At 35.4% G+C, this 15134-nt stretch carries 13 protein-coding genes and 5 pseudogenes; 7 read left to right on the forward strand and 11 right to left on the reverse strand.

Annotated elements, in window-relative coordinates:
* Nucleotides 1-17: 17 nt before the first annotated feature.
* The 7 genes and pseudogenes from GXP75_RS00430 to GXP75_RS00460 form a co-directional block, all read right to left on the reverse strand.
* Nucleotides 18-371: pseudogene (locus tag GXP75_RS00430) on the reverse strand (hypothetical protein).
* A gap of 556 nt (nucleotides 372-927) precedes the next feature.
* On the reverse strand, nucleotides 928-1752 hold the full coding sequence (gene csn / locus GXP75_RS00435) for a chitosanase (protein WP_106045054.1): 825 nt from the start codon (nucleotides 1750-1752) through the stop codon (nucleotides 928-930).
* Nucleotides 1753-1979: 227 nt separating this feature from the next.
* Nucleotides 1980-2468 (reverse strand): cysteine dioxygenase, encoded by a 489-nt coding sequence (locus GXP75_RS00440; RefSeq protein WP_242555929.1) that lies wholly within the window; start codon nucleotides 2466-2468, stop codon nucleotides 1980-1982.
* 649 nt (nucleotides 2469-3117) lie between these two features.
* A complete protein-coding gene (locus GXP75_RS00445) occupies nucleotides 3118-3501 on the reverse strand; it encodes a UPF0715 family protein (protein WP_313897116.1) in 384 nt (127 codons plus the stop codon).
* A 570-nt stretch (nucleotides 3502-4071) separates the two neighbouring features.
* Nucleotides 4072-4575, reverse strand: a complete 504-nt coding sequence (locus GXP75_RS00450; RefSeq protein ID WP_242555931.1) for a DinB family protein — start codon at nucleotides 4573-4575, stop codon at nucleotides 4072-4074.
* 408 nt (nucleotides 4576-4983) lie between these two features.
* Nucleotides 4984-5317, reverse strand: a pseudogene (locus tag GXP75_RS00455) (hypothetical protein).
* A gap of 48 nt (nucleotides 5318-5365) precedes the next feature.
* A pseudogene (locus tag GXP75_RS00460) lies at nucleotides 5366-5518 on the reverse strand (hypothetical protein); the annotation flags it as partial.
* A gap of 115 nt (nucleotides 5519-5633) precedes the next feature.
* Between GXP75_RS00460 and bglS the strand changes: the two are divergent.
* Both bglS and GXP75_RS00470 read left to right on the forward strand, forming a co-directional pair.
* Nucleotides 5634-6365: a beta-glucanase gene (bglS, locus tag GXP75_RS00465; RefSeq protein WP_242555932.1), complete on the forward strand. Its 732-nt coding sequence runs from the start codon at nucleotides 5634-5636 to the stop codon at nucleotides 6363-6365.
* 1308 nt (nucleotides 6366-7673) lie between these two features.
* A complete protein-coding gene (locus tag GXP75_RS00470) occupies nucleotides 7674-8693 on the forward strand; it encodes a hypothetical protein (RefSeq protein WP_242555933.1) in 1020 nt (339 codons plus the stop codon).
* A gap of 64 nt (nucleotides 8694-8757) precedes the next feature.
* Here the strand turns inward: GXP75_RS00470 and GXP75_RS00475 are convergent, their stop codons facing one another.
* Both GXP75_RS00475 and GXP75_RS00480 read right to left on the reverse strand, forming a co-directional pair.
* Nucleotides 8758-9114: a hypothetical protein gene (locus tag GXP75_RS00475; RefSeq protein ID WP_106045048.1), complete on the reverse strand. Its 357-nt coding sequence runs from the start codon at nucleotides 9112-9114 to the stop codon at nucleotides 8758-8760.
* Between the two features lie 5 nt (nucleotides 9115-9119).
* Nucleotides 9120-9587, reverse strand: coding sequence for a DUF4879 domain-containing protein (locus tag GXP75_RS00480; protein ID WP_214914286.1), 468 nt, complete (start codon nucleotides 9585-9587; stop codon nucleotides 9120-9122).
* 215 nt (nucleotides 9588-9802) lie between these two features.
* On the opposite strand from GXP75_RS00480, the gene GXP75_RS00485 reads away from it, so the two are divergent.
* Nucleotides 9803-9886 carry a putative holin-like toxin gene (locus GXP75_RS00485; protein ID WP_214915307.1) on the forward strand — a complete coding sequence of 28 codons (84 nt, stop codon included), beginning with the start codon at nucleotides 9803-9805 and terminating at the stop codon, nucleotides 9884-9886.
* 301 nt (nucleotides 9887-10187) lie between these two features.
* Here GXP75_RS00485 and GXP75_RS00490 read toward each other — a convergent pair whose 3' ends face one another.
* Together GXP75_RS00490 and GXP75_RS00495 are read right to left on the reverse strand one after the other, a co-directional pair.
* Nucleotides 10188-10757 (reverse strand): delta-aminolevulinic acid dehydratase, encoded by a 570-nt coding sequence (locus GXP75_RS00490; RefSeq protein ID WP_242555934.1) that lies wholly within the window; start codon nucleotides 10755-10757, stop codon nucleotides 10188-10190.
* Nucleotides 10758-10832: 75 nt separating this feature from the next.
* Nucleotides 10833-11594, reverse strand: a pseudogene (locus GXP75_RS00495) (Y-family DNA polymerase); the annotation flags it as partial.
* A gap of 473 nt (nucleotides 11595-12067) precedes the next feature.
* Here GXP75_RS00495 and GXP75_RS00500 point away from each other — a divergent pair.
* The 4 genes and pseudogenes from GXP75_RS00500 to GXP75_RS00515 all read left to right on the forward strand — a co-directional run bounded on the left by GXP75_RS00500 (nucleotide 12068) and on the right by GXP75_RS00515 (nucleotide 14908).
* A complete protein-coding gene (locus GXP75_RS00500) occupies nucleotides 12068-12409 on the forward strand; it encodes a YxeA family protein (protein ID WP_242555935.1) in 342 nt (113 codons plus the stop codon).
* A 906-nt stretch (nucleotides 12410-13315) separates the two neighbouring features.
* The gene (locus GXP75_RS00505; protein ID WP_214914377.1) at nucleotides 13316-13666 is read left to right on the forward strand and encodes a DUF2200 domain-containing protein; all 351 of its coding nucleotides are present in this window, start codon (nucleotides 13316-13318) and stop codon (nucleotides 13664-13666) included.
* Nucleotides 13667-14135: 469 nt separating this feature from the next.
* Nucleotides 14136-14413, forward strand: a pseudogene (locus GXP75_RS00510) (ArsR/SmtB family transcription factor).
* Nucleotides 14414-14524: 111 nt separating this feature from the next.
* Nucleotides 14525-14908 (forward strand): VOC family protein, encoded by a 384-nt coding sequence (locus tag GXP75_RS00515; protein ID WP_061570468.1) that lies wholly within the window; start codon nucleotides 14525-14527, stop codon nucleotides 14906-14908.
* Nucleotides 14909-15134: the final 226 nt, after the last annotated feature.

Below are 15134 nucleotides of genomic sequence, written 5' to 3' on the forward strand. Positions count from 1 at the left end.
AGAATCTTAAGAATATATTAAACAACCTTACTCCAAGACCACATATCCATTGTCTGAACGCAAATCCATCTGGCAGCTTCTTCATCTTTACATTAATAGTAAATCGTTTTTCCCGTTGTCTTATGTATTACATCTAAATCATGGCCATTATAAAAACGGACAATTACATCATAAAAATTTATCGGCTGATTTATCAAGTAACTTTCGTGAGAGCTCTAATGTATAAAAATGGATCTTATTTGTAAAGAGTATATAGTCTTGTTGCGAATTCCTCTTGCTTGTCTTAGAAGATTAAAGTTAGCTAAGCGATATGTATTTAGGTTTAGTACATACTTTATTGCTTTAATTTGTTCTTTAGAAAAAATGTATATCCTGAACCCAGTTCGTTCAGTTTAAAAATTAAAAATCGTCCCCGGAAATCTAATTAAAACAAATGCAATTTTTCATGATTGATTTTTTCAAAAACAAAAGGGCTGAATTTATCTGAGTATTCGGACAAATATTTCGCCATAAACACAAGTGAACGATGAGCCAAAAGCTGCCACTAAGTTTTACAATTCTAGATTGGATTGAGCTCGGAAAATCATTCCTTTTCAAACCATCTATAAAGAACGATATCCCACAACAGTTTCTTTTTCAAGTGCTTTTGACATAATCAGTTTTTACAATAGGAAATAACATTACTTAATAATGATATCCAATGTATATAGTGATTAAAACTCATATTGAACTGTTCTCTCCGCTTAAGCATAGATGCCGGCTGTAAAATCTAGTAGACTCATTCATGAAATGGGACTGGGCTATTATGAAAAGTGCTTCGCGATGACAAAAGGCGACCAAACGGTCACCCAAATGTTTCGGTTCTCTACTCTACCAGTTAGCTAATGCGAGGGTTAATCATCCCCCTCCGACACAACTTATCGCTTCTTACTTAATTACGAAATCACCATACTCTTCTGAATAAACATTAATCGGTCCGTTTAGATTGTAGTTGTTCGCCTTGGCGATAGAGCGAAGCACATCCACACGGGCAACTGACTCTCTCCATTCATCACGGGTATCAGGATCTGATGGATTCATCAGGTCGTCATAGCGCACATCCAAAAATTTATTTAACCATTTCTTTTCATCTACTCCATTTTTAGGTGAACCACCTGCTTTTTTGTTTGTGCGTTTGATCAAAGAACTCAAGGAGTCTGGGTCGTCACCACCGCCATGTTGGATAATTGTATCGTACATTACAGCTTTTGCAAGTGCCGTTTTCAGTCCGATATTATCTGACTGTTTCATGGCAGGTTGATAATACAAACGGTCGTTTACAGTGTCTTGAGCAGCGCGGAAGTCCTTATCGTTTCCAAGCGAGCGCCAGGCAGAATCAAATCCCTTGAGATTGCTTATATCATCGCTTTCTTCTTTTGCCAGGCGACGCAATTCAGGCAGGTACTTTTTCAGTTTGTTATTCGGTACTGCCTTTGTGTACACTTCCACTACTTCCAATGCATCCCCGGTAGCGGTTGTAAAGCCGGCCCGACCGCAAGTATAACCTCTTCCATCAGGCAAATGTTCCACATATCCATATTGAATTTCAGTCATGCCGTTTTCAAAGATACTGGTCAGCTGCTCCGCTCGACGCTTTTGATCCTTGTTCAGTCCCGCTGCAAAAACCGTATTGTTCATCATCAGGGTGAAAAACATGGTGAAAATAAGTAATGAAACAGCCGTCTTCTTCCATGAATCTACTTTTGCCTTCATTCTATTACCCCTTTCCAATAATATAACTACTGGTTTAGTATACAATAAGATGTTTTATATTTGTTTAAAAAATACTATTTTGTAATTATTTTCAACTAAGTACGTAGGCTCAGGTAAGAAGGCTGTCAGTAAGGGCGTCAGTTTGGATTCTCCCTTTAATTTCACGGAAAACTACAACCTTCACATTCAGATTTACTCCTTTCGGGATAAAGTAGTTTACCTGTATCTCATGTACAGTTTCGCAAGACACCACTTTGTTCCTCAAAGACAGTCATGTCTTCCAAAGGAGGTGAGTAGACATGAAGAGACACCACTCTTTCGGAGGTAGGATTGGACATTTTGTGAATTAAACCTTTACTTGAAACAAGGCACTCTCCCTCGCGAACAAAGTAAGAAGAGGAGAGTTCTACATGATCGTTGTTTGAGCGATAAATAGAATTGAGAAGTTCTCCTTCTAACACCATTGCGCAACCAATGGATTGACCATGATCGTGGACTGTTGTCTCCTTGTTTGGCGGAATGTTTATAACGATAATTTCCAATTCATCGTTTCTATAGATTACATTTCGGCCGTATGCGTATTGGCCTGGTTCCTTAATATAAGGTTGACTCAATTTTGATGCGTTTGGAATTTGTTTTAAAGAAGTTGCCAAATCTTTAACCAATGGATTCTTCAACCCGCTAAAAATTTCATGAATACACTCATGTAGTTCCATAAGTTTTTTTCCTCCTGGGCCATTAAAAGTTGACTAGCATTGGTATTTCCTTGATTAGTTCATGGTATTTACCTATATAAAATTGGGAGGCGGCAAACGCCTATTGATTAAAATTGTGGGGTCAAGGGGGTAATGTTTGTATAGATTGTCTTGGGGTAACGGTGGTTACCTTTCAATTCATTGTTTGATCAAAATTCCAATTAATAAACTCGAATAAGTTGGTAATAAGAACAAAAAGAAAGGTGGTTAATGCATGGGTAAACTATTTGGGACAGATTGAACTTTTTATACATCCCCCAAAATCAGCAATGACCGGACCTCCAGAAAAGCTTGCTTATTAGCCCTTTTAAATCCTGATGCCATTGGTGTGGTTGATCTTGATCCCGTTTCATTGAACAACTGGCAAGTCAATTGGAACTGCCGTACGTAATTGAAAATGAATGTCACCATTCGGAATGGAATGCATGCAGTCTTATACCGTGCATTGGCTAAGAGGGAATCTTTATCAATGCTGATGGAACAGGACAAGGTGATTGAGGCTCGGAAGACGGAATAATTATTGATGTGCGAATCCCTTATATTTAATAAAAAAAACGCAGTTCCTACGTGAGCTACTAATAAGACGGGATAGGGATTCTGATTACTTAAGCTACTTAGCTGCTGCCTTTACCTTGTTTTGCAGAAGAACTGAGTCCCAGATCCAAAAGATTAGAGCAAATGAGATACTAAATAGGTAAATCTCATAGCCTAATAGAAGACCTAAGTTACTATCAGGATCGGTTAATACAGCGAAGATAAACCATACTGCAAAGGAAAAGAATATGTATATGACTAAATATATCAGGTTAAACCTTTTTGGTTTGCAATTTAAGAAATATTGAACAGGTGCCGCAAAGATTAAATAAAAGATAAAGAGAATAACACTTATTAAGAAGTATGGAATGTAGCCATCATAATCAATGCCAAAAACATAAACAACAGCAGCTGATAACGCAGACAAAACATGAACAAATATGATCCTTAAAACTTGCATGTTTATAACCCCTTTCATAATGTAAGCTTCAAAGAAGATGTGAACCTCATGCATATCTATCATGTATTTGCAATTCCAAACATTCATACACTCCCTCTTGACAAAGAAACCTTGCTGCGTTTCCCAAATGCTTTAAAATTAATTTGTTTCTTCAAAGCGATAAGAACAAACTTGATTCCGATCTTTATCTATAAAGTATGTAACCTGGATTAAAAAACTTGTATAACCAGGCTATTTTGAGTATCTCTTTACTCATCATGAACATATCCATCTGAATATCATAATTAGTTTGATAGTTCACGTTAGTAGTAAACGCTGCATGTAATTCAAAGAAAGAATTATCAAATTTAAAATTTAAGATATTCATGGCAACCCCTCTGCACTGTTTCCTAATTATACAAAGAGATTTCTAATCGAAACTGCTGTGTGTAGGTTTTGAATATAAATTAATCAAATTGATGTTAATATCATTAATAATTAAAAAAAGGAAAAAACATGTTTTGAAATCAGATTGATCAAAACATGCTTTTATATATTGTAATAGGCTAACTTCTTTATAAAAATGTTTGCTTACATTTGCGGGGGTTCCAAACCAAGTTTTGTCCATTCCTCTTTTGCTGGACCATAAATACTCTGAACAATTAATCCGGCTTGTCTCATTAGAACAGTCATTTGCCCTCTATGGTGATTTTGATGTTGAATCAAAAACATCAAAAGTGAACCATTTGGCAATTGTTGACCAATAAAGTTGATACGTTCTTGAAGTGAATGATCAGTCCATTGAGTTTTTAATGCCTGTACAAATGCATTACTTGCTTGATGATAGCTGTCAGCTATAAACTGAGCCGAAGTAGGCACAGGATAATCTTCAGTTGGGGCTTGAAAGGTTAAGTCTGTGTTTGAGGTAATAATGTGAATGGCAGCAACAGTATGCCAAGCAATACGGCCTAAAGTCCAATTTTGTGAAGTTATTTCTTGTTTAAGTGATTCATCAGTTAGACTATTTAGTAGTTTCTGTGTAGCATCGGATTCGAACTCCCAAGATTTAAAAAAATGGTCTAAGGTTTGAAACACAAAAATCCTCCTTTATAATCTTTCTGTTTTTGCTATGACCCTATAGTTCAATTATAGTGCCATGTTTAGTTAAAAAGAACAAAACTTTAGACTAAAATTATTTAAGGAAAAATGCATCGTGGCATTTTTAAACATCGTTTTTTTAATTGATATATGCAATCAAGATAAAGCAAAGAAATCATATAGCAATGAACATCAAGCAAATCAAATTCGTCTTCATTTTCTTTTAGTTCTACTGGTGATTAAAATTGTTGTTTTATTTGAAATTCAGTATCAAAAATAAGCGCTCTGGATTCAGCTGCCGGCACGCTTTCTTTCTTAATATATGAACATATCACAACATACCAGGTTATTTAGATTTAATAACTCTATCTTCATAAGTTGCTGACTCTTTCTTAAAATAAGCTTCTAACTGATCAAACCTTTAAACCCACCGGGCAGCTTTTTCAATTGTTACATTTACGTTGATCTCTTGTCCGTTGTTTTATGTACAATAGCTAGTTCTTCTCCATTATAAAATCGCACAATTGCTTCATCAAAATTAACTGGCTGATCCACCACTTAGCCTTCTTTTAATACTCTGATCCTAGATAAGATCTGCCTTATAAAGTCATATAGTCGTTCTGCAAATTCACTATTATTGTCCCTAAGTAATTCAAAATTGATTAAAGTTATGTATAGCCTATTTTATGCTGAGCTTGTTTTTGAAGTATTGAATTGCTTCATTTGGACTTTGGTTCAAATGTTTATCATTTAATCATGCTCCCTTAAGTATAATGTTTAAGTGTTTTTATAAGGGGGAATACGCTCTTAATATCGCGTTTGAGCCGTACTTATTTCTTATCCCATCCATCACAAACCCGAGCTTTCTTCTTTCAAATAGGCTTATTTGCTGTTTAGAGTCATCTTCAATATTAAACAGAGTAACTGAGATACTTCGTACTTACAGAATTCTAGTAAAAAAATTCGTTATTATCAATATTTTGACCGATGTTCCCTTTTAAAAGAATCATGTATGATCGAAAAAGAAAACGCTTCCAAAGAAAGGGGGATGCAACATGTCTTATCGTATGAAACAAGTATTGTTGCTTCTTGTCACTGGGTTGTTTATGAGTTTGTCTGCAGTCACTTCTACTGCCTCGGCTCAAACAGGTGCATCGTTTTTTGACCCTTTTAACAGCTATAACTCCGGATTATGGCAAAAAGCAAATGGTTATTCGAATGGAAATATGTTCAACTGCACTTGGCGTGCAAATAACGTATCAATGACGTCAATAGGTGAAATGCGTTTGGCGCTAACAAGCCCATCTTATAACAAGTTTGACTGCGGGGAAAACCGCTCTGTTCAAACATATGGCTATGGGCTTTATGAAGTCAGGATGAAACCAGCTAAAAACCCAGGAATCGTTTCATCGTTCTTCACTTACACAGGTCCAACGGATGGAACTCCTTGGGATGAGATTGATATCGAATTTTTAGGAAAAGACACAACAAAGGTTCAATTTAACTATTATACAAATGGTGTAGGAAACCATGAGAAACTCGTGGATCTCGGATTTGATGCTGCCAACGCCTATCATACGTATGCGTTCGATTGGCAGCCAAACTCTATTAAATGGTATGTCGATGGGCAATTAAAACATACTGCGACAAGCCAAATTCCGACAACATCAGGAAAGATCATGATGAACTTGTGGAATGGTACGGGTGTCGATGAATGGCTCGGTTCCTACAATGGTGTAACACCGCTATACGCTCATTACGACTGGGTGCGTTATACAAAAAAATAATGTCCAATGTGAAAAGAGCCTGCTGCCTCAATATAGCCAGGCTCTTCTGATTGTTATGAGAAGTTGTTGGCATGAATATCTTCTATTTACTAAAAATATCCTATGTGAATGCCCGATAACATACATCTGTAAGCTTCCGGATCGCCTTCGGCGGATCCTGAAGCAACAGCTAATTGATTATATACCCTTCTCTGAATTGAGGAGGGTATTTTTTTTCGTTTTAATATTTAAATCTATAGCCACGCTTAACTCTCGATCTAATATTGAAGAAGTATACTTACTGGCCTGTGGTCACTTGGTCGATTTCACGATAAGTCCCATTATTTATAGTGTTTTTATCATATTCGGTATGGTATGATGTATGGCCCCTGTACCAACAACTCTCCTGAGTCCACTTGTTGGTGAAAACCCGAGGAAAAATAGTATATGGTCTAGAAGAATGTGCTTGTTAGTTTCTCCTGTAACACCCTACTAATACATCAACTATATTAAGAGTTAAGTAATTTCTTTCAAAATAATCCATGCCGGGTCCATCATTAAAATCACCAAGAATAGATGAGTTGTAAGGGATTTCCGCCGATTTCACAAATTACGACGAGCGGTAAACAAGTAAACTGATACGCCTCTAGCTGCTCATCTCTATCTACATCTGCCAACCATTCATCAATTAAACCTGTAATGTCAGAATGCGGAGCTAATTTTAGCATTAGGTTTATAAAGTATAGCCTAACTTTTGTTGAAGTCCTGAATCACTAATGACAAATTTATAAATTGGTTCTCCATTATGTGAGAGTTATTTCTTGAAGAGTGCCATCTCTTGTGGGCGGGTAGGTGCTTCCTGTATTGCCAATATATCTGGACCGACCTCTATGCAATTTAAATCACTCCTTTATCGATCTAATATTAACAGAACGAATGTTCCTCACTCGATATAATTCAGAACAACTGTTCGATATAATTGTTGGTAATAGCCTTAAACCTCAAACCAACCTTAACAATCTATTGAAATATTGTTAATTTTTGTATACATTAAGAATGTCGACATCTATGACATGGTAAAGGCTCAGAGATATGCTGGTAGTAAAAAAAGGTAAGCCTTATTCAGTTTCTGCAACCAAAACAAGTACAAGTAAATATTATTATTCTAAACTTGTGTGGTAATCATACAAAAATACAATAGGAACTGACTTAGACAGTAACAGAGGTGCAATAGTCACACCTGCAGATATTGATCGTTCATCAAAAACTGTTAGTCTGATATTTTTTTGCAAGTGTCTTTTTATTTTATATAAAAGATAGGAGCGTTGTATGAAAAAGTCTTATATTTTATATGGAGTTTCGGGAATTCTAATTGGTATCGTAGCAATATTGTTAATCAACATTTTCTTTATTAATAAAGGTGAACACTCTGTAAGTGCATCTAAAATTGACCCAACCGAGGATAAAATCTTCTTTATCTATTCAAATCCTTTCATCAAGAAAAGTGTACTAATATCCACGTCACACGGAGAAAAATTCAACAAGCGACATTTTAAAGTACCAGATATACCCTACATACAGAAAAAATCCCATTCTTCAGACGATATTGTCTTACTTGCTGAACATGAACCGTATTATTACACATTAAATAACAACACAATTAAGCAACATAAATTATCCAATCCATTCGCTTTTTGGTATCAAGGAGAGAATGTTTCTGTAAAAGCCTATAATGTCGACACTAATGGGAATGAGTTGAAAGTTAGTGATAAAAAGTTTAATAAAACATACAGCTTAACTTTACCCTCCCTAGTAACCACGGGAGCAAGCGACGATAAATATATTTACGTCATTCAAGGGATGTCTATTTACGTCATTGATAGAAAAACAGAAGAGATTATTAAAACACTTGGATTAGCCTCCTATGCAGATTTATTTGATCAATCTGAAAAATATATTGTAGCAAGCTCAGACCATGAACTAACTGTAATTGAAAAAGGATCATGGAAATCAAAATTCATAAAATACCCTGATGATCTCGAACAAGCAGACACTGTACATTATGATAAAAAAAGCGGCAAATTTTACGTTACGTATTTAAATAAATCTGATAACGCCTGTTTACTTGAGTATGACAAAGATTTTTCTTTTGAAAAATTCGATTTAAAATTCCCGTATATGAGTGCAAAATTTAAAGATCAAAAACTTTATATTGTTTCGCAAGAGGAAAACAAAAAAGGTATTGGAGGCTACATGGGGATTTTTGATATTCGTACTAAAAAGAAACTTAATGAATTTAATTTACCTGAAGAGACATCAAAAGTGCAAGACTTTGTGATTTTAGAATAACCACTGATCATAGGTCAGCTCAAATAAAACCCCTTTCCGTTTCTGGATAAGGGGTTTTAATATTTTAAATTGAATTTTTATAAGCATTAATAGCTTCGTTTCGCAACAACATATTATCTTTATTAACCATACCTAAGTTGTAAGCTTTTTTGATAATATCTAATACCTGAGAATCCAATGCTGAGACATTGCCTCCTGCAGTAAATCTTGATTTCCAGTCATCTAAAGACTTATTCAAATCAAGCGTGCTTTTTTTATTCTCAGGTTTAACTACCTCATTTTTCTCTAGTTTTTCACAAAATTCATCAAAACTAATCGATGATTGATGAGCACTATTTCCACCGTACCCTTCAGTTGCTAAGCTGCAAAATGCTAAAAATTTTGGATCTTTAATCACATTGTAATTAGATGTGCTAATCACCTTGTTCACTCTCTTTTAAAATCAATTTTTTGGCTGAAAAGAAAAGTAGTGCCTGAGCTCAATGCTTTAATCTGTATAGAGTTATCTTGAAGTGCGTCCATTGGAATCTCAAAATATTTATCCCAACCTATTACCACCTTATTTTGGCCAAGGATGGCATCAGATTTGAACATCTTAGCTGTACCATCGTATAAAAGGTTTTTTCCGTTTTTCCCAGTTATCACAGTAAACTTTGTGTAGCCCATAAAACGTGCTTTAACGTATAATGTGTCTCCTTTTAAAACATTTGTTGCTTTGGTTTGACTAAATGAAACGTCATCCCAGACTAAATTATTTCCATCTGATGTTATGCCCGTTATTTGCAGATAGTAAAGTGGTAATGGTTCTGCTGCTTTTACTTTTGATGAATCAATGAAAGTAAAAGCTACAACTGTTAGAAAAGCAAACAGCACATAAAATATTCTTTTTCTCATTTTCCTAAATCCCCCTTGGAATAAGTTTACATGTTAAATATCGGTAACCAAATGGAATTGTTTAATATTTGAAATAAAAAAGACCCTGCATTAAGCAAGTTCTTTTCACTTTGGAAATATGTAACGACATGTTCATTTGTCTGTTGTATAATTATTCCTGTACATAAAGTTTGCTCACTCAAGAGAGTCTTGCTCATCCCTATGAGGTGAGGCTTATGTCAACATTTCAAGCAGTAATGCTAATGCTTGCTTTTAGGTCGTTTATAATCGCCCTGTTGACGTATATAAATAAAAAATAGACCTCCCTTGAGCCTGGAAACCTTAAAGGGTTAGGTCTACGCAGATTGAACATCGAGCAAGCCCTTTGATGGGCAGCTTTTGACAAACAGTGGCTTGGGTGTTAGCGCACCCCAGTTTTTTTATTTTATGCATTTCCTTTTGAAATACATAGGTGTAATCACTTTATATGCTATACCCTATGTACAGCATATGTCAAAACCGGTTATAACATATTTCCATGAAATGTATCACATCAAAACTCAAAAAACTCATCTAAAGTTTAATTAAGAAGAATTTGTTCTCTACTAAGGAGCGAATTCTTTATTTGGAACTATGTTTATTATAAAAAAAATTATACTTTGAAGTTTCTTGATCAATTGATTTTGCGATTTCAAACGCTTCTTTCTGGCTTCTTTTATTATTTATAATTTCATACATAAATTTAATCAAAAACATTAAATTTGGGTTGCCATCTATGTAATCATTAGGAGCTATGTAGGAATGACAACCACATTTAAGAAATGCTTTTGCTAACGACTCAGTTCCTAAAGTGCAGCCTGAAGCTATAACTTTTAAGTTATTCAAATTGGTATAGCGAATAACATCATGATCATCGAAAAATTCTCCTCTTGGCTCATTATCTTCATAAACTTCCTCACCAAGTTCAGGCATACAAAACTTTCCTTCATCTCCGTGGAAGTTTAATATTAAATAATCAACTTTTTTTTCAAGATCTTCACCAGTTAAAACATCAACGAGATCATTCGGTCTTCCTATCCAATGCATTGTTACTCTTGCCCCAAAGTACTCCAGTGTTGAACGTAATGCAAATGAATCCATATCACAATTTGGTCCAGTGACTAAACTGATAAATAATTCTGGTTTACTCATTTCACCATACCCCCTTGTTCATCTACACTATTCCTATTTAAATTTTATTGCAATTAGAGCGGCTTTAAGAATACAGTATCCTATACCTAGGGTGATTGCTCGACCAATTTTGTTTTGTGTAAGGGCCCTTCTTGCGACTTCCTCACATATCTCCAAAAGAACGGCTTTAATCTCTTCTCTCTTTGTATAATCTCTCAGCAAAATCTGACTCTTACCAAAACTAATCTGACCCTGCATCAATGGAGCGCCGATTTCCAATAAATCAATACCGTGAGCATGGTAGTACAACTGATTCCCCATTATTCCAAACTTCTTTTCAAGTAGCTCTAAAGGAAACTTAGCTAACTGACCTACAGTTGATATCCCCATCCGGTTCAGATTTCTTTCCATCCTCCCTCCTATTCCTACCGTACAGAACAAGCCAAATTCTCTCCACATTCTATCCTGAATAGCTTTGGCCATTTCTTCTGGATTTTCTTTTCCTCCATCTAAAAAAGATTCATCAATTGAGTACGTATGTACGCACTTCTCAGGCACAAACCTGTAAAATAATTTAGTGATTTCAGTTGAGACTCTGATGAAAAGTCTCATTTGTGGATTTACAACATGTATTCTTGGATCGTCTGGGATTTCAAATAATCTTGAGCCAGTTTTAATCCCAAAATCTTTTTTAAGTGCAGGAGATGCAGCTAACACTACACTTCCCTGTCTCTCCGTATTTCCTACTACAGCCAAGTAGCATGTCATTGGATTTAATCCCATAGTTACGGCTGATACAGAAGCATAAAACGACTTCATATCAACATTAAGTGTTCTGGAAGCATCATTGATGTCCATTTGATTGTCCCTCGATCTCTAAGCAATTTGAAGCACTCCTTTATCGATCTTACATTAACAGAACAAACATTCTTTACCCGATATAAACCAGAAAGAACGTTCGATATGAGTAATAAGATGTGTAGGTTAAAAAATCCGCTACCCTTATTGCAAAATTTTCAATGTCTCCAAACATTCTTCTTTCATTTAGATATGAAAAGGCCTCTTCAATTAAAGAATATTCATCATCGACATGTACAAATCATTTGGTTTTTTTGCAACCAAATCATATGAAATTTTACTTCTCTTTAAAAAACCCTAAATACGAGAAGCAAATCCAGCGATTAACACATTGTGAAAAAGCACACTTGAAAAACGATTTTTATATCGGGAATTCTTACAAAAAAGTAAGTCAAGTGTAAGATAGCCGCATTTATTCGATATGCAGTATTCATTAAAATTAGAAATATAAAAGGAGTAAGGAGTGATGAAGAATGAAAAACATGAGCGTTTTCATTATAATATTAGGCTGCCTATCGGTTTTCATATTAGGAGGTTGCGCTGATCGCGGCACCATACTGGAAAGCGATTATTACGTTCAAATTAACGGAAAGGCGGAAAAAAACGAAAATAAAAACAATTACGTTTACAATTTAGAAGGTTATAATGAGAAAGGAAAGAAAAAGATGGTCTCTTTCTTTGTTGAAAAACCTTATCAAGAAGGAGACATTGTACGTGTGCCGAGGAGCTATGACGGATATACCGGAGAACCTGAGGCTATTAAATCCGATAAACTGCCGGAAAAGATCAAAGACCGATTTAACCTAGAGAAATAACAGCGAGCTGAGCAGACATTAAAGTCTGCTCTCATTTTTTTACCAATCCAGTCCTCCAGAACCTCCATAGACGCCATATACTATTCATCCCGATATAAGTAAAAATGTTAATATAACCGCTTATAATACTGTACATGATTTTTTAGCTCATAAGGAAGTTGCAATTAAAGAATTTTTCAAAGAAGAACATTTAAGACTACTAATAGATGATTTATCTGATCAAATCAAAGAAGAACTAAATCATGGTCTTGTTAAAGATATAATCGAATCTGAATTAATTGAAGAGATATACGGTGCTACTCTGAATTATCTTTCTGATCTGAATCCAGAAGATATTCATGATGACTACTTTATGTGTGGTTATATTTCCCTTCCCCCCTGTTAGTTGATGTTCGTTTTCAGGATATAAACATTTATGTCTATATAATCAAGTCAAAGCCTTAAAATTTAAATATTGAATTTGCCCAGCTCTCTAATAATTGTTCACATCTCAATGTTCAGGATGATGAAGAAGATTACGATTCTCCAGCAAGTGAATATCCTTTTTAATTGATATTTAAATAAAGGAAAGATGCACAACCGTTGGAACAAGTTTACATATTAAATATTGGCGAATAAATGGAGCTGTTTGATATTTGAAATAAAAAAGACCCTGCATTTAAACAAGTTCTTTTCATTTTGGCAATTTATTTGTAGATTTAAAATAAAGTTATACCGTTTAAGTTGGACTACTTCCCCCCTTTGGATATGATTGACTAAAGGGGCCTTTTAGAACTAGGGTACCTGCGGAAATGTTGGCTATTGTATAGCATGTCGAGGGAATCTTGACACTTACAAACGGCTACTTCGTTTGTACTCAATATTTTTCGTGAATATTAAAGAAAACCATACAAGCGAGGATGTATTATGACCAAACACCAGATCTATACAATGAGTGTCGCAAGGGTCTATCCCCTTTATGTTACAAAGGTGGAGAAAAAAGGACGTGCGAAAACAGAAGTCGATGAAATCATCCGTTGGTTGACAGGATATAGCCAGGAAGAGTTAGAAGCACAACTGGAAAAACAGACAGACTTTGAGACCTTCTTTGCGGAAGCCCCCCAACTGAATCCTTCACGAGCTTTGATCAAAGGTGTGGTCTGCGGTGTCCGAGTGGAAGACATCGAAGAACCAACTATGCGGGAAATTCGCTATTTGGATAAGCTAATCGATGAGTTAGCAAAGGGAAAAGCGATGGAGAAGATTTTGCGGAAATAATAATTAAAACGAAGAAACACTGGTTCCATATATAAAATATAAAAGAAGGTGTTTTTTTATTGAATCGGCAATAATCTTGAAACTTCAGGAGCAGAAAATGATCAAACTTTTTTTATAAAAACTGAACGCTGATTTGTTGAGAAAGAATCCATTTTGATCAATCCTTTTTCAAAATGAATTCTTTTTAAATCTCAATAGATTTGTGTTTATAGTGTAATTTTGATCAACCTTTATTCCAAACCAGCATTATTTTGAAAATTATAACGACAAGGGCATTTTTGTATAATATAATATTTCCTGCACATTAAGATTGCTCACTCAAGGGAGTCTTGCTCATCCCCTACGAAAAGGGGGGATGCTAATGTCAACATTTCAAGCATTGATACTCATACTTGCAAAAGGATATTTATTTAGATAGCAAGTTACGGTTCCTATTTCACGCAACTATAAAGTTGCTTATAATCTTTATATGAATTGGAACAAAGACGCTATATTCAAAGCCCTTGGCGATTCGACTCGGAGGCTTATATTAGACGAACTATCTGAACGCAACGAGCTGACGTTGTATGAACTTACGGCACGTCTCATTATGAAACACGACCTTTCCATTTCGCGACAGGCGATAGCTAAACATCTTTCTGTATTGGAAGATGCAGGGCTCGTAAAATCAAAACGAAAGGGAAATATCGAGTACTTATATTTAACAACGAACCACTTAAAAATTTGCTGAAAGGATGGATAGAGTAATTTTATAAAATCGGAACAGGACTACTGACAATTGTGTGGATTGGTTTGCTTGCAGCCAGATTGTTAGCACAGTTCCATGGGTCATAAATATCAAAGGAGGCAAAAAACAGTATGAAAATCATTGTTACCAGTATATTCGTACAAGACCAAGACAAGGCACTGGAGTTTTATACAGAAAAACTGGGGTTTGTAAAAAAGGAGGACGTTCCCATGGGGAAATTCAGGTGGATAACGCTTGTTTCTGAAGATGATCAAGACGGAACCGAGCTTTTACTCGAACCGAATGAACATCCTGCCGCCAAGGAATATCAAAAGAAGATATTCGCCGAGGGCTTCCCAGCAACAATGTTCGGCGTTACAGATATTCGAAAAGAGTACAAACGATTAATGGAAAAAGGCGTGAAGTTCACTATGGAACCTACAAAAATGGGAGAAGTCACAATAGCTGTCTTCGACGATACATGCGGCAACCTTATTCAGATCATACAGAAGTAGCTTCATGATGAGGAGTAAACACATGGTCTATTCCTCTAACTTAGTTTCTTTACCTTTTGCTTCTTCATTCTGGTGTTTTCTTTGATAAGCCAAGACATTCATTTTCGCAAGTTATCGGCACAACTTGTAGCCTTTTGTATTCGTCACCCTAACTTTTCATAGTAAGAAAACGAAGATAATTCAACATTTAAATCTTCCGGCATACAAAAAGCAAATTGGATATATT

Origin of the sequence: Bacillus sp. HU-1818 (genome assembly GCF_022695965.1) — a bacterium.
GTDB classification, from domain to species: domain Bacteria; phylum Bacillota; class Bacilli; order Bacillales; family Bacillaceae; genus Bacillus; species Bacillus atrophaeus.